Origin of the sequence: Thalassovita aquimarina (genome assembly GCF_018219815.1) — a bacterium.
Classification (GTDB): domain Bacteria; phylum Pseudomonadota; class Alphaproteobacteria; order Rhodobacterales; family Rhodobacteraceae; genus Thalassobius; species Thalassobius aquimarinus.
Window position 1 is genome coordinate 291150 of sequence record NZ_JADMKU010000001.1, and the last position, 20441, is coordinate 311590.

General features: G+C 62.7%; 21 protein-coding genes. 9 read left to right on the forward strand and 12 right to left on the reverse strand.

The genetic code is table 11. From position 1 onward, the window contains the following. The first annotated feature begins 64 nt into the window (after positions 1 to 64). The 3 genes from ligA to IT775_RS21395 all read left to right on the forward strand — a co-directional run bounded on the left by ligA (position 65) and on the right by IT775_RS21395 (position 4840). Positions 65 to 2476, forward strand: coding sequence for an NAD-dependent DNA ligase LigA (gene ligA, locus IT775_RS01425; RefSeq protein ID WP_343231092.1), 2412 nt, complete (start codon positions 65 to 67; stop codon positions 2474 to 2476). Beyond that, complete coding sequence (gene recG / locus IT775_RS01430; protein ID WP_212699278.1) at positions 2473 to 4563, forward strand: ATP-dependent DNA helicase RecG; 2091 nt, start codon at positions 2473 to 2475, stop codon at positions 4561 to 4563. Before ligA ends, recG begins: the two co-directional genes overlap by 4 nt. 154 nt (positions 4564 to 4717) lie before the next feature. Then, positions 4718 to 4840, forward strand: coding sequence for a hypothetical protein (locus IT775_RS21395; RefSeq protein WP_281414323.1), 123 nt, complete (start codon positions 4718 to 4720; stop codon positions 4838 to 4840). 214 nt (positions 4841 to 5054) lie between these two features. Here IT775_RS21395 and IT775_RS01435 read toward each other — a convergent pair whose 3' ends face one another. Continuing rightward, entirely contained in the window at positions 5055 to 5510 is a 456-nt protein-coding gene (locus IT775_RS01435) for an iron-sulfur cluster assembly scaffold protein (RefSeq protein WP_212699279.1), read from the reverse strand. A 48-nt stretch (positions 5511 to 5558) separates the two neighbouring features. Between IT775_RS01435 and hisI the strand changes: the two genes are divergently transcribed. Beyond that, positions 5559 to 5936 (forward strand): phosphoribosyl-AMP cyclohydrolase, encoded by a 378-nt coding sequence (gene hisI, locus IT775_RS01440; RefSeq protein WP_212699280.1) that lies wholly within the window; start codon positions 5559 to 5561, stop codon positions 5934 to 5936. Positions 5937 to 6003: 67 nt separating this feature from the next. Here the strand turns inward: hisI and gluQRS are convergent, their stop codons facing one another. The 4 genes from gluQRS to IT775_RS01460 form a co-directional block, all read right to left on the reverse strand. Beyond that, a complete protein-coding gene (gene gluQRS, locus IT775_RS01445; protein ID WP_212699281.1) occupies positions 6004 to 6858 on the reverse strand; it encodes a tRNA glutamyl-Q(34) synthetase GluQRS in 855 nt (284 codons plus the stop codon). Beyond that, on the reverse strand, positions 6858 to 8201 hold the full coding sequence (gene trmFO / locus IT775_RS01450; protein WP_212699282.1) for a methylenetetrahydrofolate--tRNA-(uracil(54)-C(5))-methyltransferase (FADH(2)-oxidizing) TrmFO: 1344 nt from the start codon (positions 8199 to 8201) through the stop codon (positions 6858 to 6860). The genes gluQRS and trmFO overlap by 1 nt, the downstream gene beginning before the upstream one ends. Positions 8202 to 8241: 40 nt before the next feature. Next, complete coding sequence (locus tag IT775_RS01455; protein WP_212699283.1) at positions 8242 to 9561, reverse strand: cytochrome-c peroxidase; 1320 nt, start codon at positions 9559 to 9561, stop codon at positions 8242 to 8244. Between the two features lie 147 nt (positions 9562 to 9708). Next, positions 9709 to 10521 (reverse strand): enoyl-CoA hydratase, encoded by an 813-nt coding sequence (locus IT775_RS01460; RefSeq protein ID WP_281414324.1) that lies wholly within the window; start codon positions 10519 to 10521, stop codon positions 9709 to 9711. A gap of 31 nt (positions 10522 to 10552) precedes the next feature. On the opposite strand from IT775_RS01460, the gene IT775_RS01465 reads away from it, so the two are divergent. Together IT775_RS01465 and IT775_RS01470 are read left to right on the forward strand one after the other, a co-directional pair. Further along, positions 10553 to 10972: a PaaI family thioesterase gene (locus tag IT775_RS01465; protein WP_212699285.1), complete on the forward strand. Its 420-nt coding sequence runs from the start codon at positions 10553 to 10555 to the stop codon at positions 10970 to 10972. Between the two features lie 61 nt (positions 10973 to 11033). Then, the gene (locus IT775_RS01470) at positions 11034 to 12176 is read left to right on the forward strand and encodes an acyltransferase family protein (RefSeq protein ID WP_343231093.1); all 1143 of its coding nucleotides are present in this window, start codon (positions 11034 to 11036) and stop codon (positions 12174 to 12176) included. A gap of 40 nt (positions 12177 to 12216) precedes the next feature. On the opposite strand, the gene IT775_RS01475 is transcribed toward IT775_RS01470, so the two are convergent. Continuing rightward, the gene (locus tag IT775_RS01475) at positions 12217 to 12450 is read right to left on the reverse strand and encodes a DUF1127 domain-containing protein (protein WP_246525213.1); all 234 of its coding nucleotides are present in this window, start codon (positions 12448 to 12450) and stop codon (positions 12217 to 12219) included. A gap of 96 nt (positions 12451 to 12546) precedes the next feature. Between IT775_RS01475 and IT775_RS01480 the strand changes: the two genes are divergently transcribed. From IT775_RS01480 to rpsI, 3 genes are all read left to right on the forward strand, one after another. Beyond that, positions 12547 to 13923 (forward strand): aminotransferase-like domain-containing protein, encoded by a 1377-nt coding sequence (locus IT775_RS01480; protein WP_212699286.1) that lies wholly within the window; start codon positions 12547 to 12549, stop codon positions 13921 to 13923. A 215-nt stretch (positions 13924 to 14138) separates the two neighbouring features. Next, on the forward strand, positions 14139 to 14600 hold the full coding sequence (rplM, locus tag IT775_RS01485) for a 50S ribosomal protein L13 (RefSeq protein WP_212699287.1): 462 nt from the start codon (positions 14139 to 14141) through the stop codon (positions 14598 to 14600). Between the two features lie 3 nt (positions 14601 to 14603). After that, entirely contained in the window at positions 14604 to 15092 is a 489-nt protein-coding gene (gene rpsI / locus IT775_RS01490) for a 30S ribosomal protein S9 (protein ID WP_212699288.1), read from the forward strand. Between the two features lie 131 nt (positions 15093 to 15223). Here the strand turns inward: rpsI and IT775_RS01495 are convergent, their stop codons facing one another. The 6 genes from IT775_RS01495 to IT775_RS01520 form a co-directional block, all read right to left on the reverse strand. Continuing rightward, positions 15224 to 15868: a TorF family putative porin gene (locus IT775_RS01495; protein ID WP_212699289.1), complete on the reverse strand. Its 645-nt coding sequence runs from the start codon at positions 15866 to 15868 to the stop codon at positions 15224 to 15226. A gap of 187 nt (positions 15869 to 16055) precedes the next feature. Further along, on the reverse strand, positions 16056 to 16676 hold the full coding sequence (locus tag IT775_RS01500; RefSeq protein WP_212699290.1) for a TetR/AcrR family transcriptional regulator: 621 nt from the start codon (positions 16674 to 16676) through the stop codon (positions 16056 to 16058). Next, positions 16669 to 17538 carry a polyphosphate kinase 2 gene (gene ppk2, locus IT775_RS01505; protein WP_212699291.1) on the reverse strand — a complete coding sequence of 290 codons (870 nt, stop codon included), beginning with the start codon at positions 17536 to 17538 and terminating at the stop codon, positions 16669 to 16671. The genes IT775_RS01500 and ppk2 overlap by 8 nt, the downstream gene beginning before the upstream one ends. A gap of 47 nt (positions 17539 to 17585) precedes the next feature. Next, positions 17586 to 18536: an alpha/beta fold hydrolase gene (locus IT775_RS01510; RefSeq protein ID WP_212699292.1), complete on the reverse strand. Its 951-nt coding sequence runs from the start codon at positions 18534 to 18536 to the stop codon at positions 17586 to 17588. A gap of 11 nt (positions 18537 to 18547) precedes the next feature. Beyond that, positions 18548 to 19489: a homoserine O-succinyltransferase gene (locus tag IT775_RS01515; RefSeq protein ID WP_212699293.1), complete on the reverse strand. Its 942-nt coding sequence runs from the start codon at positions 19487 to 19489 to the stop codon at positions 18548 to 18550. Positions 19490 to 19536: 47 nt separating this feature from the next. After that, on the reverse strand, positions 19537 to 20397 hold the full coding sequence (locus IT775_RS01520) for an ATPase (RefSeq protein WP_212699294.1): 861 nt from the start codon (positions 20395 to 20397) through the stop codon (positions 19537 to 19539). Between the last annotated feature and the right edge of the window lie 44 nt (positions 20398 to 20441).

Sequence of the window (20441 nt, forward strand, 5' to 3'; positions counted from 1 at the left end):
CGCTCTGGACCTCGCCCCTTCGCGCCCCTATCACTTTCAGCGACTGAAAAAGGGGCGCATCAGGGTGTCGGACAAGGCCATCGAAGAATTGAACGAAGCGGAAGCCAAGGCGGAACTGGAACGTCTGTCGGGGCTGCTGTCGCAGGCCAATATCGCCTATCACGGCAAGGACGCGCCCGAGATTTCCGATGCCGAATACGACGCGCTGAAGCGGCGCAACGCGGCGATCGAGGATCGTTTTCCCCATCTCAAGCGCACCGACAGCCCGACCGATCAGGTCGGCGCCGCCCCGGTAGAGGGATTCGGCAAGATCACCCACGCGGTGCGGATGATGTCGCTGGGCAACGCATTCGAAGACGAAGACGTACAGGAATTCGACGATTTCATCCGCAAATACCTGGGCCGGGGCGCCGACGCGGTCGCCTATACGGCGGAACCGAAGATCGACGGGCTGAGCCTTTCGCTGCGTTACGAGGGCGGGCGGCTGATCCAGGCGGCGACGCGTGGCGATGGCGAGGTGGGTGAAAACGTCACCGAAAACGCCCGCACCATCGCCGACATCCCACAGGTCCTGACCGGTGCCCCCGAGACCCTTGAAGTGCGCGGCGAAGTCTACATGAGCCACGCCGATTTCGAGGCGCTGAACGACAGGCAGGCGGAAAGGGGCGACAAGGTCTTCGCCAATCCGCGCAACGCCGCTGCCGGATCGCTGCGCCAGCTGAACCCGGAAATTACCCGCGAAAGGCCACTGAAATTCTTCGCCTATGGCTGGGGCGAACTGTCGGAACCGTTGGCGGATACCCAGAAGGGGGCGATCGACCGGCTTGCCGCGCTCGGTTTCCAGACCAACGAACTGACCCGGCTCTGCGACGGCGTCGGCGACATGATCGACCATTACCGGATGATCGAACAGAAACGCGCGACGCTCGGCTATGACATCGACGGCGTGGTCTACAAGGTCAACGACCTGTCGCTGCAAAGCAGGCTCGGCTTCCGTTCGACCACGCCGCGTTGGGCCATCGCGCACAAATTCCCCGCCGAACTGGCCTGGACCCGGCTGGAAGCGATCGACATCCAGGTCGGCCGCACCGGCGCGCTCAGCCCGGTGGCGCGGCTGACGCCTGTCACGGTGGGCGGCGTCGTCGTCAGCAACGCCACCCTGCATAACGAGGATTACATCGCCGGACGCGATTCCAAGGGCGCGGAAATCCGCGGCGGCAAGGATATCCGCGTGGGCGACTGGGTGCAGGTGTACCGCGCCGGCGACGTGATCCCGAAACTGGCCGATGTGGATATCAGCAAACGGCCCGACGACGCAGTGCCCTATGTGTTCCCGACCCGCTGCCCGGAATGCGGATCGGACGCGGTGCGCGAAGAAGGCGACGCGGTGCGCCGCTGCAGCGGCGGCATCATATGTCCTGCGCAAGCCGTTGAGAAACTGAAACATTTCGTTTCTCGCGCCGCATTCGACATCGAAGGGTTGGGGGCCAAGCAGGTGGAATATTTCTATTACACCTGCCGGATCACCGACCCGGCCGACATTTTCCGGCTACAGGCGCGCGACGGCGACCCGGACCAATTGACCGCAGATCCGCACGACCGCATCCGCCAGCAACTGAGCGACCCGGAACGCCGGGCCGAACTGCTGGACAAACTGGCCGAGATGCTGCGTGCCTCGGGTGTTCCGGTGGATGAACAAGACGTTGATCACGTGATTTCCGGCGTCCGGCACCTGGCGGGCAAACCGCTGGCGCAGGTGAAGGGCTGGGGCGAAAAATCGGCGCAGAATCTCTTTGCCGCAATCGACGAACGGCGCAGCGTGCCGCTCAACCGGGTGATCTTTGCCCTTGGCATCCGCCATGTCGGCGAAGTGGGGGCCTCCGATCTTGCCCGGCACTATTCGACCTGGGCGGCGATGATCGAGGCGCTCGACGCCGCGCGCCCGGCGCTTGAACGGCATCTGAAGGCCGAAGCCGCGGTTGCCGCCGAACGCGCCGAGGCCGCCCGCGATGGCCGCCGGGCCCGGATCACGGATACCCGCGCCAAGGTCTGGGCCGAAGATCCCGCGCCGTCGAGGGAAGCGCGCGCGGCTTGGGACGATCTGGTCGGTGTCGACGGCATCGGCACCACTGTCGCCGTGGCGCTGGTCACCGCCTTCACGCAGGCGGCCGAACGCGCTTCGATCGACCGGCTGGTGGCAGAACTGGACATCCAGCCGGTGGAAGCACCAGAAACGGCCGGCAGCCCGGTAGCAGGAAAGACGGTGGTCTTCACCGGCACGCTGGAAAAGATGACCCGGGCCGAGGCCAAGGCGCGGGCCGAGGCGTTGGGCGCCAAGGTGTCGGGATCGGTGAGCAAGAAAACCGACCTGCTGGTCGCCGGGCCCGGCGCGGGATCGAAGGCGAAGAAGGCGGCGGAACTGGGGGTCGAGACCATCGACGAAGACGCCTGGCTGGCAATGATCGAGGGGCTATGAGCGGACGGCCGGAACAGCTTTTCCCGCTTTTCGCGGGTCTGGAAACGCTGGAGGGCGTCGGACCGAAGACGGCGCAGAACCTCGCCCAGCTCGATATTACCCGGCCGCGCGACCTGATTTTCACACTGCCGCATAGCGGCATCGACCGGGCGCGGCGCGACACGGTGCGCGGCGCGGTGTTGCCGGATGTCATCACTGTCGAGGTCACGGTCGGCGCCCATCGCGCGCCCCGCTCTCGCGGCGGCGCCTACCGGGTGACGGTGGAGGATGCTGAAACGTCCTTCCAGCTGGTGTTTTTCCATGCCCGTGGCGACTACCTGCAGAAAATCCTGCCGGTGGGATCGCGCCGGGTGGTGTCGGGCAAGGTCGAAATGTTCGACGGCATTGCCCAGATGGTGCATCCCGATCACGTCCTGCCGCCGGAGGAAGCGGGCGAGATTCCCGCCTTCGAACCGGTTTACCCGCTGACCGCGGGGGTCAGCCTGAAACAGATGACCAAGGCGGTGCGGTTGGCCGTTGCGCGGGCGCCCGATCTGCCCGAATGGATCGATCCGGCGCAGAAACAAAAGGCCGGCTGGCCAGATTGGGCCGACGCGATCCGCGCCGCACATACCCCCGAACGGCCCGAGGACATCGCCGCGACGGCCCCGGTGCGCGAACGTCTGGCCTATGACGAATTGATGGCGCATCAGCTGACGCTGGCGCTGGCGCGCAGCAACCTGCGGCGCGCCAAGGGACACCGGACCAAGGGCACTGGCGCGTTGCAGGCGCGGGTGATGACAGCGCTTCCCTACAAGCCCACCGGTGCGCAGATGCGGGCGATCGACGAGATTCAGGCCGACATGGCCGCGCCCTTGCGGATGAACCGGTTGCTGCAGGGCGATGTCGGGGCGGGCAAGACGTTGGTCGCCTTCATGGCACTTCTGTTCGCGGTGGAAGCGGGCGGGCAGGGCGTCATGATGGCGCCGACCGAAATCCTCGCCCGGCAACACCTGGAAGGGTTGCGGCCGCTGGCCGAGGATGCCGGCGTGGTGCTGGAAATCCTCACCGGGCGCGACAAGGGGGCGGAACGCAAGGCCAAGCTGGCGGCGCTGGCGCGCGGCGACATCCACATGCTGGTGGGCACCCATGCGGTGTTCCAGAAGGACGTGGAGTTCAACGACCTGCGGCTGGCAGTGATCGACGAACAGCACCGGTTCGGTGTGCGCCAAAGGCTGGAGCTGGGCAAGAAGGGCGAGGCGGCCGATGTTCTGGTGATGACCGCGACGCCGATTCCGCGGTCGCTGGCGCTGGCGCAATATGGCGACATGGACGTGTCGGTGCTGGATGAAAAACCGCCCGGACGCAAGTCGATCAAGACCGTTCTGGTTTCGTCGGGCCGGATGGAGGAATTGGTCGATCACCTGCGCCGCGCTGTGGCTGAGGGCAAGCAGGCCTATTGGGTCTGTCCCCTGGTCGACGAAAGCGAGGTCGTCGACCTGACTGCCGCCGAGGAACGGTTCAAGCATCTGCGTGCCGCGTTGGGCGAAGGGGTCGTCGGACTGGTCCATGGTCAAATGCCGCCCGCCGAAAAGGATGCCGCGATGGCCCGTTTCGTGGCGGGAGAAACCTCCGTTCTGGTCGCCACCACGGTGATCGAGGTCGGCGTAAACGTTCCCAACGCCACCATCATGGTGATCGAACGGGCCGAAAATTTCGGGCTGGCGCAGCTTCACCAGTTGCGCGGAAGGGTCGGGCGCGGCAGCGCCGAATCGACCTGTCTTCTGATGTATCAGGCACCGTTGACCGAAGGCGGCGAAAAGCGCCTGACCACGCTGCGCGATACCGAGGACGGGTTCCGCATTTCCGAGGTCGATCTGGAAATGCGCGGCGCGGGCGACCTGATCGGGACGGCACAATCGGGGCTGCCGCGTTTCCGGGTGGCGGACCTGGAACGGCAAGCGGCGTTGATGGAAGTGGCACAGTCGGATGCGCGCAAACTTCTGGCCGAAGACCCCGGGCTGGAAGGAGAACGCGGCCGCGCGGCGCGGATCCTGCTTTGGCTGATGGAACAGGATCAGGCGATCCGTTTGATCTCAGTCGGTTAGCGCTTCCCGCTCTCATTCCAGCGCGGCTCTGGGTGGAACGGATTCCTCCCGATATTCCCGCATGTTCGCAAATGTTCTCAAAAAGTTCTTTACTCGACTCGGGTGATGTGAGAACAAAGAGGCAACAAAAGATTTGCAGCAGGAGAACCGCCCCATGTTTCGCGAAATCAAATCCATCATCGACCGGTCGCAGGACACGCTTCTGGCTGATGCCATCGGTGCGGCGGCCCTGATCACCATGTTCATGATCGGCCTGTACCTGCCGCTGCTTGCCTGAGTTTCTGCCTGCACAGGTCCGCCCGGCACCGTCTGCCGTATCCTTCCCCAGGATGCGATCGTGACACTGCCTGTCCCACGTCACCGGGAATGCCTTTCCCCCATGACGGGATGCCGGAACCGCATCGGACCCATGCAACCTTGCCGCCGCCGCCCGACCGGGTGCGCGGCGGCTCTTTTTCAGGAACACTCAGTGGGGAAGATACGCCCCCGCCTTAGGCGCAGTTGCTGGCATCCAGCGCCTGATCGAACGCATCGAGAGAGGCCTCCAGCGTAAGCATGATCGAGGCATGGCGGTTCTTGTACTCGCGTGCCGGGCGCAGAACTTCCAGACCGTCAAACGGCGCCGCCGGGGTGGGGCCGTCGGATTTCAGCATCGCCTTGAGTTCGTCACGCGCCTGTTCGATTTGATCGCGGGTGCAGCCCAGAATATTGGCGCCGACCACGGAGGCGGCGGCCTGCCCCAGGGCGCAGGCCTTCACGTCCTGGCCGAACCGGTCGACCTTGCCGTCCTTGAGCGCGATGTCCACCGTTACCGTGGACCCGCAGAGCGGCGACCGGCGCTTGGCCGTTGCATCGGGATTTTCGAGCCGGTCGGTATTCGGAATATCGGCGGCCAGTTCGAGAATCCGCGCCGAATAGAGTTTGATCAGGTCGCTGTTTTCGCTCATGGCTTTTCCTTTCGGCAGGTTCCCCATAAATAAGATCATGACCCGCAGATGCAAAAGGTTTTTGCCATGTCCTTCGATGCCGAAACACTAAAATATGATGACAAAGGTTTGATCCCGGCCATCGCGCAGGATGCCGGGACCGGCGAGGTCCTGATGATGGCCTGGATGAATCGCGAAGCGGTGGAGCGCACACTGGAAAGCCGCAAGGTCACCTATTGGAGCCGGTCGCGGCAAAGTTTCTGGGTCAAGGGCGAAACCAGCGGCCACCTGCAGGAACTGGTCGATCTGCGCGTCGATTGCGACCGCGATTGCCTGCTGGTCGTGGTGAACCAGACAGGGCCGGCCTGCCACACCAACCGACGGAGCTGTTTTTACACCGCGGTTCGGCAAGGCGACGAGGTGGAGCTGATGGCTCCGATGGGCTAGGGGGCGCTGCCCCCGTCGCGTCGAGCCGCGACTCCCCCGGGATATTTTCAACAAGAAGAAGCTTTGATCAGAGGCCGACCATGCGGCGGATGTCCTGCGGCGTCGCGCCCTCGGTACGGTATTTGGCAATGGCGCGGGCGTCGTCGCGCTTGGCCAGCCGCTTGCCCGCGTCGTCGCGGATCAGCCTGTGGTGGTGATAGGTGGGGGTGGGCAGGCCCAGCAGGCGTTGCAGCAGGGCGTGAAGCGGCGTGGCCTCGAACAGGTCGGCGCCGCGGATCACATGGGTGATGCCCTGCGCGGCGTCGTCCAGCACCACGGAAAGGTGATAGGACGTTCCCATGTCGCGCCGGGCCAGCACGACATCGCCCACCGTGGCGATCAGCGATTTGGGGTCGATGTCGACCTGTTGCTGGTGTTGGCCGGTTTCAAGAAAGTGTAAAGGCTCGGGGCCGATTTCAGCCACCGCGAGGGCGATATCGAGCCGCAGCGCCTGATCCGGAAACGGCGTGCCGGGGGCGGGTACTTGGCGGCAGGTGCCGGGATAGACCGGGCCGTCGGGGCCTATAGGCAGTTCGGCCCCTTCCTGCGGCGCGGTCAGCGCGGCGAGGATGTCGCGCCGGTTGCACGAACAGGGGTAGAGGAGGCCGCGATCCCAAAGACCTTGCAGGGCTGTGCGATAGGCGGGCAACCGGTCGGACTGGCGCATCACCGGTTCCGGCCAGCTGAGCCCGAGCCAGTGCAGATCGTCGTAGATCTGCGTCTCCCACAGAGGCCGGGCGCGGCTTTGGTCGATGTCTTCGATCCGCAGTAGGAATTCACCGCCCGCCGCCCGCGCCATGTCATGGGCCAGCATCGCCGAATAGGCGTGGCCCAGATGCAGAGGCCCGGTCGGGCTGGGGGCGAACCGGGTTCTGAACTGCATCAGCTTTGTCCGTCAAGCCATTCCTGGAAAACGGATTTTGCACGGTCGGTATAGGCCTTGTAGCGATCCTTGCGGCCACGGCGGCCGCCCTTCAACCCGTCGACCGGGCGGAACAGGCCGAAATTCACGTTCATCGGCTGGAAGGTTTTGGCCTCGGCGCCGCCGGTGATGTGGTGGATCAGCGCCCCCATGGCACTGTCCTGCGGCGCGGTGTCCAGAGGTTTTCCGAGGATTTCGGCCGCCGCAAGACGCCCCGCCAGAAGCCCCATCGCGGCGCTTTCGACATACCCTTCGACGCCGGTGACCTGACCGGCAAAGCGGATGTTGGGTTTCGATTTCAGCCGCATCTGGTCGTCCAGCAAGGTGGGCGAATTCAGGAAGGTGTTCCGGTGGATACCGCCGAGCCGGGCGAAGCTGGCATTCTCCAGCCCCGGGATCATGCGGAACACATCCGTCTGCGCGCCATACTTCATCTTGGTCTGGAAACCGACGATGTTGTAGAGCGTGCCAAGCGCGTTATCGCGGCGCAGCTGCACCACGGCATAGGCTTTTTCGTCCGGCTTGTGAGCATTGGTCAGCCCGACCGGCTTCATCGGCCCGTGTCGCAGAGTTTCGCGGCCGCGTTCGGCCATCACCTCGATCGGCAGGCAGCCGTCGAAGTAACCGGCGGTTTCACCTTCGTGGAATTCGGTCTTGTCGGCGGCCAGCAGCGCGTCGATGAACGCTTCGTACTGGTCTTTGGTCATCGGGCAATTGAGATAGGCCTTTTGTTCTTCCTCGGTCTCGCCCTTGTCATAGCGCGATTGCAGCCAGGCCACGTTCATGTCGATCGTGTCGGCATAGACGATGGGCGCGATCGCGTCGAAGAAGGCCAGCCGTTCCGAACCGGTTTCGGCCTGGATCGCCGCGCCCAGGGCCGAGGAGGTCAGCGGCCCGGTGGCGATGATCCAATACCCGTCATCGGGCAGTTCGGTGATCTCGCCATGTTCCACCGTCACCTTGGGATGATCCAGCAACGTCTTGGTAACGCTTTCGGAAAATGGATCGCGATCCACCGCCAATGCGCCGCCTGCGGGCAGGCGGTGACGGTCGGCCATCGCCATGATCAGCCCGTTCGCGGCGCGCATTTCCCAATGCAGCAGCCCCACCGCGTTCTGTTCGTCATCATCCGACCGGAACGAATTGGAACACACCATTTCGGCCAGGTTGCCGGTCTGGTGCGCGAAGGTTTCGACCTCGGGGCGCATTTCGTGGATCACCACGTCCACGCCCATGTTCGCGGCCTGCCAGGCCGCCTCGGATCCGGCCATGCCGCCGCCGACGATATGCAATTTCTTGTCCATGCCGCGCGATGTAGGGCAAGCGACGGGGTTTGGGAAGCCCTCAGTGATCCACCGGCAGCCCGGACGGTACGGTTTCCGCTATGCCCAGACGCCCCTTGGCCGCCTTTTCATCGGTCAGCGCATTGAGAAATGCGACGATGTCGTCGACTTCGTTGTCGCTCAGCGGCTTCGGTTCCAGTTCGACCGACGCGGCGATGAAGGCGATTTCAAGCCTGTCTTCGATCGCCTGCCAGTCGTTATCCTCGACCGCGACATCGTGCAGGATCGCCTGTTCGGGATCGTAGTTGACCAGCGACTTCACCGGGTCAAGGTGATGCCGCACCATCGCTTCCAGGGTTGGAAAGGCGCCGGAATGGCCATAGGGTGCGGTCAGCGCGACGTTGCGCAGCGACGGGGTGCGGAAACGATAAGCGTCGCGGGTTTCGCCGGTCACCATCTTGCGCCCGAGATCGGCAAAGGGGCGGTCCTCGGGGGTGTCATCCGGCCCCTTGCCCGGGCCGAATTGCGGCACCCCGATGGCGTGGAAATCCTGATCGCTTTGGAACGTGCCGGAATGGCATTCGGCGCAACCGGCCTTGCCGTAAAACAGCTCCATCCCGCGCAGTTCGGCCGCGTTCAGCGCGGTTTCGTCACCGGCGAGATAGGCGTCGAACGGGCTTTCGCAGGCCTGGAATTCGAAATTGATGAACTCGGCGATCGCGATGGCGATGTCGGTGATGTGGACCGGCCTGTCGGCACCGATCAGCGCATCGAACTGTTTGCGGTATTCCGGGATCGCGTCGATCCGCGCGGCCAGAAGCGCCCAGGCTTCCCGTTCATTGCCCATGTCGACCGCATCCGCGACCGGGTTTTCGCCTTCCTGACCGGCCATTTCGACCTCGGACAGAAGTGGCAGCAACGCCTGCACCGCCAGCGATGACGGCATCACCCGGTCAAGCGGGCGGTCGCGAGGAGTCTGGAACCCGAAGATGGAAGCCTCGTCAACCTCGACCCGACCGTCGTGAAACTGAGCGGTATATTCCACCGCCCCGACATTCCACAACGCCGGCGCGTTGCGCGGAACGCGTTCTTCAACATGCTGGCCGTTGATCAGCACCCGGTCGGGGCCCAGCCCGACGCCGCCCTCGCCGATCGACAGCGACACGCCGTCGGCGCTGCCGAACTTTGGATGGTGGCAGGTGGCACAGCTGATGTTCTTGTTGCCCGACAGGACCGGATCGTAAAACAGCAACTGGCCCAGTTCGACCCGCGCCATGTCGGATTCGGGAAAGGTATCGTGCATGACCGGATCGGGCAGGCTGGCAGCGTGCAAGATACCTGCCTGAAGTGCGAATACACCGATGGCGATAAAATTCCGCATGGTTAAAATCCATTTGTACTTAATTCCTGATCGGAACTCTTTGTCAAAATATCAGATCGGGCGTTATGCCGGAAGGCGTCAGCATAGGCCCGATCCGGTTAACAAGTCATTGGTCCAAACTGGAAGCGGCGTGACCGCCGCACGGGGTCATTGCTTCCAGTCCGGCGGACGTTTTTCAAGAAACGCGGCGATGCCTTCTTCGGTATCGCGATACAACATGTTCTGCGCCATCACGTCGCCGGCGTAATCGTAGGCTTCGGCCACCGGCATCTGGATCTGGTTGTAGAACGCTTCCTTGCCGACCTTCACCGCCGCGCCAAGTTTCGAGGCGACCAGTTCGGCCAGTTCCAGCGCCGCCGCATCCAGGTCCGCATGCGGCACCACCTTGTTCACCAGCCCCAGTTCTTCTGCTTTTTCGGCGGAAATGAACTGCCCGGTGGTCAGCATTTCGAACGCCTTCTTGCGCGGGATGTTGCGCGACAGCGCGACCATCGGGGTGGAACAGAACAGGCCGATATTCACGCCGTTGACGCCGAAACGCGTGCCCTCGGCCGCCACCGCCATGTCGCAGGCCGCCACCAACTGGCACCCGGCGGCGGTGGCGATGCCGTGCGGTTGGGCGATCACCGGCTGCGGCAGTTTCTGGATCGTCATCATCATCCGCGCGCAGCGGTTGAACAGGTCCTTGAAATAGGCCTTGCCACCGTCTTCGGCCTGGCGTCCGGCGGTCATTTCCTTCAGGTCGTGGCCCGCGCAGAACGCCTTGCCGGCACCGCCCAGGGTAATGGCGCGAATCGACGCGTCCCCGGCCAGCCGGCCGAATTCCTCCTGCAGGGCGGCCAGCATCGCGTCGCTCAGCGGGTTCAGCTTGTCGGGATTATTAAGTGTCAGCCGCGCGACCGCGCCCGTGTCGTGACGTTCCAGCAATGCCATCTTGTCCTCCTCATGCTGCGCGGGCAACTCTAGGCGCAGAAATTGAGGGAGGAAAGATATGGCGGCAAAAATGACGGCGCCCGAGCTGATGGATTTTCTGGAAACGGTATTTCCGCAGGTGAAGGATGATTTCGAGATCGAGGAAATCGACGACATGCAGGTGCGGGTGCGGATGAAGATCGCCGAACGCCACCTGCGGCCGGGCGGCACCGTGTCGGGGCCGTCGATGTTCGCGCTGGCCGATTGCGCCGTCTACATGGCGGTTCTGGCAATGATCGGGCCGCAGGCCCTGGCCGTGACCACCAACTGTTCGATGGATTTCATGCGCAAACCGGCGGCCGAAACCGACCTGATCGCCGACTGCAGGCTGCTGAAGCTGGGCCGGGTTCTGGCGGTGGGCGACGTGCTGATCTATTCCGAAGGGGTGGCGGCGCCGGTGGCGCGCGCCTCGATGACCTATTCGATCCCACCGCGCTGATTCTATGCGCATGGGATCAACCGTGCTAGGACCGGTGCACAGGCGTTGAAAGGGATATCCCGTGGCAGATACCGACATCGCGGACGGACAGGATCGCAATGCCGCCTTTCGCGCCTTTCAGACCTATCGCGCCACCACCCGTTTCGGCAGCCTTGACGGGCTGCGCTGCCTGAGCATCCTGGCCGTGCTGTGGCATCATTCGCCGCTGACGCCGGCCTATCTGGACGATCTGCAACTGGCCGGGCGCGGTTTTGCCGGGGTGGATTTCTTTTTCGTGCTCAGCGGCTTCCTGATCACGACCTTGCTGCTGCGCGAAGAAACGGTGAAGGGAAGCTTTTCGCTGCGCGGATTCTACACGCGGCGCATCCTGCGGATCGTCCCGGTCTATTTCCTGGTGGTGACGCTGGCGGCGGCTTATTTCATTGGTTGGAAAGGGCAGGGGAAATGGGCCGAACTGTTGCCCTATTATTACCTGTTCCTGTCGAATTTCCTGGTCGGGGACATACCGCTGCTCGATCCGACATGGTCGCTGGCGGTGGAGGAGCAGTATTACCTGATATGGCCGCTCATCCTGCTGATCCTGCCGCGGCGTTGGATCGTGCCGGCGCTGCTGCTGGCCATCGCGCTTAACGTGGCGGGCGGGGCCGGCGCGCTGGCGCGGCTGGGGATCGAAGCCTTCGACATCGGCATCCTGCACATTGCGTTGCCGACCGCGACCTATGCGCCGATCCTGATGGGATCGCTTCTGGCGGTCATCATGCATACGCCGCGTGGTTTCGCGGCTGTCCACGCGATCTGCGGTCCGCGCCCGGCGGCGGTGCTGTGGATGCTGGCGGTGCTGCTGTCGCTGCAATTCCTGCCCTTCGACCTGAACGGATGGCCCAATCTGGTGCTGCACATGGCGATGATGCTGACACTGGCATCGCTGGTGGTGCGCGAAGACAACGGGCTGTTCGCGGTTCTGGGCTGGGGGCCGGTGCGGCGGATCGGGCAGGTCAGTTACGGCATCTACCTTTACCACCTTTTCGCGCTGCATTTCGCGACCGTTGGACTGGCCGCGCTCGGGGTTGTCAACGGCTGGGCGATTTTCGTGTGCTACACCGCTGTATCGGTGCTGATTGCGGATCTCAGCTTTCGGCTTTTCGAAACCCGCTTTCTGGCGCTTGGCAGGACGGAAAAGCGGCCACAAAAAAAGCCGGGGTAAAAACCCCGGCTTCCAGTACGTCCCGGCGCGGACGGGGACGTCATGCGCGCCAGAACGGGCGACGGGCCTCCGTATAAGCCTCGTCACGTGACAAACCGATATCCTTGAGCAGGCTCTCCGGCATATCGATCAACTCCTTGCGGGTTCGATGTCGCATGTTCCATTTGGTGACCATCACAGCAAATGCAAGCGCAAGACGAGCAACGGCCGGCGCATTCAGGCCAAGGTCGTAGTTGACGATCTGTGCGGAGAGCATGGGCTGTTGCTGTGACATGGAACAACTCCTTCGATTGTATTGACACAATATAGCGGCATCGCTATGAAGCGATGGATACAAATTGGGAAACAATAGGTCCAGAAAAACATTGTCATGGATACAAAGTGGGCACCTAACCTGACCGTCACCGGCAAATCGAAATACAAGGCGCTGGCCGACAATATCCGTGACGCAGTGGCCGAAGGCGTGCTGAGCAGTGGGGAAAAACTGCCTCCGGTCAGGGAGCTGGCCTATCAGCTGTCGGTGACGCCGGGCACGGTCGCGCGGGCCTATTCGATTCTGACCGAGGAAGGTGTGCTGCAGGCCGGTGTCGGGCGCGGCACTTTCGTGGCCGACACCCAGGCCCAAACCGATCCTTCCCATGCCTGGCCCCGGATGCTGAACCTGCGCAGTCCGCTCTTGCCCGATGTCGGTCAAAGCATGTTGCTGCGCGACGCGATGCGGGAAGCGGCCGAAACGATGGTGTCGGACGACATGCTGACCTATCCCAATCGCGCGATGGATTTGCCGCTGCGGCGGGCCCTACGCCGCTGGATGGCGGATTTGCCGATCGGCAACTTCACCGCCGAAGACATGGTTCTGGCCCATGGCGCGCAAAGTGCGGTTTCTCTGGTGATGCAGACCGTTCTGCGCGGGCCCGACCCGGCAGTGGCAGTGGAAAGCATGACCTATCCCGGGTTCCGCCGCGCCGCCGAACTGAGCCGTGCCCGGGTCGTGGGAATAGACTGCGACGACGAAGGCCCGCGCGTCGATCACTTGGAACAGGCGGTCCGTGATGAAGGGGTACAATTGTTTTGTACCTCGTCCGAGGTGAACAATCCGACTCTGCGCTTCACCACCGATCGTCGCCGCCGTGAAATCGCGGCGCTGGCGCAGCGGCTGGGGCTGAACATTCTGGATGACGATTGCTATGCGATCGGTACCCACCGCGCCGAAAGCTACCATTCGCTGGGGCCCGAATTCGGCTGGTACGTGTCGTCTCTGTCGAAGACCCTGACGCCATCCTTGCGGGTCGGTTACGTGGTGGCGCCGCGCGACCGGGTGAGCGACCTGGCCCGCACCGCCGCCTTCAACCATTTCGGCATGTCGCGGCCGCTGACCGAACTGAGCCTCAGCATCATGTCCGATCCGCGTTTGCTGAGCGTCGCGGCGCGGGTGCGGGCGCGGATCAACGAACTGGTACGCATAACGGTCAATCATCTTGGCGGATACGATGTGTCCTGGAACGAAGACGTGCCATTCCTGTGGCTGCGATTGCCGCAGGGCTGGCGCGCGTCCAGTTTCCTGCGCGCTGCCGAGGAACAGAATGTCATACTGAAAGGGGCCGAGGAATTCACCCTGCGCGATGCCCGCGCGCCCCACGCGGTGCGCATCGCGGTGAACGGGTTGGTCGATCCGTCCTGTTACGAAGCCGGGATCATCCGTTTGCGCAAGCTGCTGGACCATCCGCGCGAAGAAATCACAGTCTGATCAGCCGGGCAGGGCGCGTGATCCGGCGCGGTCGCGGGAAAATCGTCAAAAAACATGGGGTAAAATAATACCTATTTTACAAGTCATTGTTTTACCTGAAATATTATCGCATTGCGGTGCTTGACCTGAATTATCCGCCCTGTATAACCCCGCAATCGAATTCGGAACGCGGGGCTGGTACCCGCCTCCTTCACTGAACCAAGGGTAATCCCGCGATGAAAACTTTTTCTGCTACTCCGGCAGACATCGAAAAGAAATGGATCGTGATCGACGCGGAAGGCGTCGTTCTGGGCCGTCTCGCTTCGATCGTTGCCATGCGCCTGCGCGGTAAGCACAAGGCGACCTTCACCCCCCATATGGACATGGGCGACAACGTGATTGTCATCAACGCTGACAAGATCCAGCTGACCGGCAAGAAGCGTTCGGACAAGAACTACTACTGGCACACCGGCCACCCGGGCGGCATCAAGAGCCGTACCGCAGGCCAGCTGCTGGAAGGTGCATACCCCGAACGCGTCGTGACCGCTGCGGTCAAGCGCATGCTGCCGGGCAACCGCCTGAGCCGCCAGCAGATGACCAACCTGCGCGTCTATGCTGGTGCCGAGCATCCGCATGAAGCCCAGAACCCCGAAGTTCTGGACGTCAAATCCATGAACTCGAAGAACACCCGGAGCTAATCGATGACTGATCAAATCAATTCGCTCGAAGAACTGGGTGCAGTCGCCGGCGAAGCCGCTCCTGTAGTCGAAGAAACCATCGTCCGCGAACCCGTTCGCGACGAACTGGGCCGTGCCTATGCCACCGGCAAGCGGAAGGACGCCGTCGCACGCGTCTGGATCAAGCCGGGTTCCGGCAAGGTCGTCGTGAACGGCAAGGACCAGGACACCTATTTCGCCCGTCCGGTGCTGCAGCTGATCCTGCGCCAGCCGTTCCAGGTTGCCGGCGTCGAAGGTGAATTCGACGTGATCGCCACCGTCAAGGGCGGCGGTCTGACCGGTCAGGCCGGTGCCGTGAAGCACGGTATCTCCAAGGCCCTGCAGTTGTACGATCCGTCGCTGCGCGCGCCGCTGAAGGCCGCCGGCTTCCTGACCCGCGACAGCCGCGTTGTGGAACGTAAGAAATACGGTAAGCGCAAAGCCCGTCGTTCGTTCCAGTTCTCGAAGCGCTAATCCGCTTTCTACGGAACACAGATTTGGGAAAGGCCGCCTTCGGGTGGCCTTTTCTTTTGGTAGGCTCTGCCGTGTCATGAAAAAAGGCGGGCCCGAAGACCCGCCTGCGCTTGATCGGTGCTCCGGGGCGATCAGCCGCCAAGCAGGTCGAAATCGTAGGACACGGTCAGCGACAGCGTGCCGCTCTCGTCATCGGCGTCTTCGTACAGCAGCTCGACCGCGGTGGCATCGTTCAGCGCATAGCTGATACCGATTTCGCCGAAGATGTTGTCATCCGCTTCGCTGTGGCCGATTTCGCCAGCCAGGGTGATCCGGTCGTTCAGCGCGTGTTCCAGCCCCAGCGTGGTTTCGATCGTGTCGGCATCCGGGTCCCAGGTCAGGCCAAGCATGCCTTCGGACCTGTCGCTCAGCGCCATCGACAGCTCGAAAGCGATATCGTAGCTCTGGTAGCCGCCGTTGTTCAGGTAATAGCCGGTCGCGGTGACATCATAGTCCAACCTGTCGCTGATATCGCCGCCATAGCCCAGCGAAAGCTCGATTTCCGCATCATCGTCGGGGTCCTGATACAGCGACCCGATCCAGATGCCGCCATGAAACCCGTTCAGTTCGGCTTCGATATAGGCCTCGATGGTGTTCTCGGCATGGGTCAGCCCGTCATTGGTGTCGAAAGCCGCCGTGGCGGCGACGCCGCCGGTCAGGGCCAGCCCGTCGGCCAACGCCCCGAGAGGCAGCAATGCAAGCGCCGCAGCGCCGGCGAATGTCAGTTTCGTGTTCATTGTCCAGTCCCTTCGTTCAGGCAAAGTCAGCCGGTCGCGCAGGCACATGCCCGGCGATCCGAGGTTGGTTCCTCGCTTGGCGTGGCGCTGGCTATTGAACCTGAGTGATTTAATTAGTTAAAGCGCGATGAAAGGTCCATAGCGAACCTGTCACGGCGGCTGTGTTTTCACACGGTTGCGAAAGCAATTAGCGATCCGGGTCGATCAGCCCCAATCCGCGCAGGTAGATCCCGATGCCGCTTTCCAGAAGTTCATCGGCCGGAAAGGGCGACGAGGTTCCGGGGGAATTGCGCAGGAACAGTTCCACCACGCCATGGCTCAGCGCCCAGATATGGGCCGAAAACATGCTGGCGGGCGGGCGTTTGTCGGCAGGGATATGCTGTGCCAGATCGGCCGCGGCACGGTCCAGTACGCCGCGCGCACGGTGGGCCACGGCAGCCAAGTCGGGATGGCGATTGATCGATATGCCGCTTTCGAACATCGCGATGTAATGGCCGGGATATTTGCGGGCAAAGGCCAGATAGGCGCGCCCGGTCGCTTCGAACGCGGCCAGCGCCGAGGGCTGGCCGGTGTCATAGGCGTATTGCATGACGTCGCCGAAAATCTCGTAGCCTTGCCGCGCCGCTTCGGCGATCAGATCTTCGCGCCCGGCAAAATGGCGATAAACGGCCGCCGGGGTCACGCCGACCTGTTTCGCGGCCTCGGACAGGGTAAACCCGGTCGGGCCCTTCGCCTCGATCAGCTGCAGTGCCGCGTCGACCAGCGCCTGGCGCAGATTGCCGTGATGATAACCGCGTTTCTTAGGCATCCCAGATATCCGGTCCGCCGCAGATCAGGGTATCGGCCGCGCCGATCGCTCTGGTGTCCTTGCGGTCATAATCGATCGCGATCAGCACGTGGCGCATCGCCGCCAGCCGCGCGCGCCGCTTGTCATCGGACCGGATCACGGTCCAGGGCGCGTGCAGGGTATGGCTGAACGACAGGGTTTCGCTGATCGCGCTTGAATAGTCGTCCCATTTCTTCAGACCCTCGACGTCGATCCAGCTGAGTTTCCATTGCTTCAGCGGATCGCTTTCGCGCGCCAGAAACCGGCTCAACTGTTCGGCCCGGCCGACGTTCAGCCAGAACTTGAACAGCAGGATGCCTTCGTCGACCAGCATCTTTTCGAATTCCGGTACCTGTCCGAAGAAATGCACTCGCTGTTCGTCGGTGCAGAACCCGAACACCTTTTCGACCACGCCGCGGTTGTACCAACTGCGGTCGAAGAACACGATTTCGCCGCCCGCGGGCAGATGGTCGACATAGCGCTGGAAATACCACTGGGTCGCTTCCTTTTCGGTCGGCTTGGACAGCGCCACCACCCGTGCACCGCGCGGGTTCAGGTTTTCGCGGAACCGCTTGATCGTGCCGCCCTTTCCGGCGGCGTCGCGGCCTTCGAAAATGATGGCGATGCGGGTGCCCGATTCCTTGGCCCAGTTCTGCATCTTGGCCAGTTCAATCTGCAGCGCCCGCAGTTCCTTTTCGTACTGTTTTCGGCGCATCCGTTCGCTATGGGGATAAGCGGGGTTCAGGATATCGTCCTTGCTGCCGCGCTTGATGGCGTTGCGAATGTCGTCGGGCGCTTCGTTTTCGAAAAACGCGCTGATCGCTCCGTCATAGGGCAAATCCATCCCGCCTCTCCTTTATTCTTTAGATTCAATATGGGGCGAGTTGAGGGTCAGCGCAATCCGGCTCTCGCCGCGGCCCGGTGAATGGCCGCTATCACGTCCTCCTGGGCGACATGGTGGGGCATGTGGCCGACGCCTTTCAGCACCGTCAGCCGCGCATCGGAGATCTGCCGGACCAGGCGGGTGGAATGGATATCGAGCCCGACCGTGGTATCGGCGTCGCCATGCACGATCTCGACCGGCACCGCGATGGTGCAGTAGTGCGGGACCAGGGCGCGGATTTCCTCGTTCAGCCCCATCCGGTGCTGCGCGTTGACCCGCATCGATCCGCGCCGCAGGGTCAGGCCCGCGCCGACATGGTCGCCGTATCCTTCCGGCGGGCGTTGCGGTTCGAATATTCCGGCCAGTTGCCGGTTGATCTGGCGATCACGCACGAAGGCGGTCAGCGCCGGGATCACCACGGGCGCGAGCAACGGAGAAGAGGTGACGCGGTAGAGCAGCGGCGCCTTGCCATCCCATGTCTGCGACGGCGCCGCGACCGGCACCAGGGCGGAAATATTGTCGGGATGGCGCACCGCCCAGGCCAGCGCCACCGTGCCGCCATAGGACTGCCCCATCACGATGGGGCGTTCAGCGCCCAGCTCAAATGCGGCCTTCTGAAGAAATTGTGCCTGAAGATCGATGCCGACGCCCTTGTGATGTACCGGATCGGTATAGCCAAGGCCCGGACGGTCGAACACAATTACGCGGTAATCGCGCGCCAGGCGGTCGACCAGCCCGTGGGTGAAATCGCGGGTGTTGCCCGACATGCCGTGGATCAACACCAGGTCGGGACCGGTTCCCCTGACCACCGCATGTACCCGGTGACCGCAGATTTCCAGGAACTCACCCTCGGGCGGGTAGGCGGCCTCGGCTCGCGCCTCGGCACGGGCCGCCCGGCGCAGGACGGCACCCCAGCCGAGCGCCAAGAGCGGAACGAGTGAAACTGCCAGAGCGGACATGCGCGCTCCGGTTATTTGCGCCAGTCGGTGCTGGCCATCCCGATCTTGTCCATGTCGAAGGGCGTGGTCAGGTAGATTTCCGAAATCCAGTTGCCGAACAGCAGGTGGGCGTGACTGCGCCAGCGGTTCTGCGGTTGCTTGCTGGGATCGTCGTCGGGATAGTAATTGGCCGGCACGTTGATCGGCGTCCCGTTGGCGACGTCGCGGTCGTATTCTTCCTTCAGCGTGTTGCTGTCATATTCGAAATGGTTGAAGACATAGAGCGCCCGGTGCTCGGGGTCTTCGACCAGCGCCGGGCCGGTTTCGTCGGAATCGATCAGGATCGGCAGACCGGCCGCCTCGATTTCTTCGCGCTTCAGTTCGGTCCAGCGGCTGACCGGGATCACCATGTCATCGGAAAATCCGCGCAGGTAGGGTGATGCGGGCGCGCAATTGCGGTGCCGGATGCAGCCGAATGCCTTATGGTCGAGCATATGCTTCGGCACGCCGTGGAAATAGTTGATCATCGCCATCGCGCCCCAGCAGACGCCGAAGGTGGAATGCACATGCGTCTGGGTCCAGTCGAAAATGCGCTTCAACTCGTCCCAGTATGTGACACCGTCGAAATCGAGATGTTCGATCGGGGCGCCAGTGATGATCAGACCGTCGAACTTGGTGCCCTCCGCCTCGACCTCGCAGAAGGGGCGGTAAAACGCCTCCATGTGGTCGGCGGCGGTGTTCTTGGTCTCGTGCTCGCTCATCCGGATCAGGTGCAATTCGATCTGCAACGGCGTCGCGCCGATCAGCCTTGCGAACTGGGTTTCGGTCTGGATCTTCTTCGGCATCAGGTTCAGAAGCCCGATGCGGATGGGGCGGATGTCCTGCTTTTCTGCCGCGCTTTCCGGCATGACCATCACTCCCTCGCGCGAAAGCACGTCGAAGGCAGGCAGGTCGGCTGGAAGTTTGATCGGCATTTATTCGGACTCCGTTAGCATGTGGAAGGGGTTAGATAGAACGGGGATCAGCCCCTCTCAAGGGCCTTTGCGACAAGATCCTCGAAATCCCCGGCGGTCTTGACCTGTGCGATTTCGTCCGCGGTCACCCTGATGCCCCAGTTTTTCGCCATCGCCGCATAGCGCGGCTGCCGGTGCGCCAGCGCCTGGGCATAGGTCCAGCGGATGAAATCGTCCGGATCGACCTCGTCTTCGGTTTGCTGGAACAGGTCGAGGTATTCGTGCCAGACCCGGTCAAGGAAAGCCGGCTGATAGGACATCGGCTTGGGGGCCTTGTCGAAGCGGCGGATCAATTCCTCGGTATGGGCCTCGTCGCCCTTGATCCAGATCATCAGCGTGGAATTGGCCAGCGAGCGCAGCACCGGGTCATTCGCGTCCTCGGGATCGACCCATTCGCAGATCGACCCGCCGCTGTCGCAGATGAAATGCGGATAGCCGTACAGCGCCTCGGCCCGTTCGATGAAATAGGGGGTATCCATCAGCGCCTTGATCTCGGCCTGGCGGAACTGTTCCTGGCGGCGGGTGAATTCGGCGTAAGTGAGCCCGCCCTTGGCCGGATCGCCCGGCTTGCCCAGATAGGCCGCGACCGGGGTCAGGTTGTCGAAGGTAATGTTGGAACCGATATAGATCGAATCCGACATCAGCAGGTCGCGCAGGAAGGGAACCTTCATCGCCTCGCGCTTGGCGTTGTCGGCGATGTACTCGCCCATGTAGCGGGTGCCGATGCGGTAATCGATCGAATAGTGGAACCAGTCGCCGTGATCGCGCAGGACATTGGACACATAGGTCTTGCCCAGCCCCGACATCCCGAAAAACAGCACCCGCTTCTTCGGCGCGTCCAGCCAGTCCCTGGCGTTTTGATAGATCATTCAGTCACCCCGTTTCGTTGCCAATGCATTAGCTTTGGCCGCGA

Excerpts from the sequence above, each read along its gene's own strand:
- IT775_RS01480 (WP_212699286.1), top strand. The coding sequence starts at position 12,547 with ATGGATACAAAGTGGGCACCTAACCTGACCGTCACCGGCAAATCGAAA.
- rplM (WP_212699287.1), top strand. The coding sequence starts at position 14,139 with ATGAAAACTTTTTCTGCTACTCCGGCAGACATCGAAAAGAAATGGATC.
- hisI (WP_212699280.1), top strand. The coding sequence starts at position 5,559 with ATGCAAAAGGTTTTTGCCATGTCCTTCGATGCCGAAACACTAAAATAT.
- trmFO (WP_212699282.1), bottom strand. The coding sequence starts at position 8,201 with ATGGACAAGAAATTGCATATCGTCGGCGGCGGCATGGCCGGATCCGAG.
- recG (WP_212699278.1), top strand. The coding sequence starts at position 2,473 with ATGAGCGGACGGCCGGAACAGCTTTTCCCGCTTTTCGCGGGTCTGGAA.
- IT775_RS01475 (WP_246525213.1), bottom strand. The coding sequence starts at position 12,450 with ATGTCACAGCAACAGCCCATGCTCTCCGCACAGATCGTCAACTACGAC.
- IT775_RS01435 (WP_212699279.1), bottom strand. The coding sequence starts at position 5,510 with ATGAGCGAAAACAGCGACCTGATCAAACTCTATTCGGCGCGGATTCTC.
- IT775_RS01510 (WP_212699292.1), bottom strand. The coding sequence starts at position 18,536 with ATGTCCGCTCTGGCAGTTTCACTCGTTCCGCTCTTGGCGCTCGGCTGG.
- IT775_RS21395 (WP_281414323.1), top strand. The coding sequence starts at position 4,718 with ATGTTTCGCGAAATCAAATCCATCATCGACCGGTCGCAGGACACGCTT.
- ppk2 (WP_212699291.1), bottom strand. The coding sequence starts at position 17,538 with ATGGATTTGCCCTATGACGGAGCGATCAGCGCGTTTTTCGAAAACGAA.
- IT775_RS01495 (WP_212699289.1), bottom strand. The coding sequence starts at position 15,868 with ATGAACACGAAACTGACATTCGCCGGCGCTGCGGCGCTTGCATTGCTG.
- IT775_RS01455 (WP_212699283.1), bottom strand. The coding sequence starts at position 9,561 with ATGCGGAATTTTATCGCCATCGGTGTATTCGCACTTCAGGCAGGTATC.
- gluQRS (WP_212699281.1), bottom strand. The coding sequence starts at position 6,858 with ATGCAGTTCAGAACCCGGTTCGCCCCCAGCCCGACCGGGCCTCTGCAT.
- IT775_RS01500 (WP_212699290.1), bottom strand. The coding sequence starts at position 16,676 with ATGCCTAAGAAACGCGGTTATCATCACGGCAATCTGCGCCAGGCGCTG.
- IT775_RS01515 (WP_212699293.1), bottom strand. The coding sequence starts at position 19,489 with ATGCCGATCAAACTTCCAGCCGACCTGCCTGCCTTCGACGTGCTTTCG.
- IT775_RS01465 (WP_212699285.1), top strand. The coding sequence starts at position 10,553 with ATGGCGGCAAAAATGACGGCGCCCGAGCTGATGGATTTTCTGGAAACG.
- IT775_RS01520 (WP_212699294.1), bottom strand. The coding sequence starts at position 20,397 with ATGATCTATCAAAACGCCAGGGACTGGCTGGACGCGCCGAAGAAGCGG.
- rpsI (WP_212699288.1), top strand. The coding sequence starts at position 14,604 with ATGACTGATCAAATCAATTCGCTCGAAGAACTGGGTGCAGTCGCCGGC.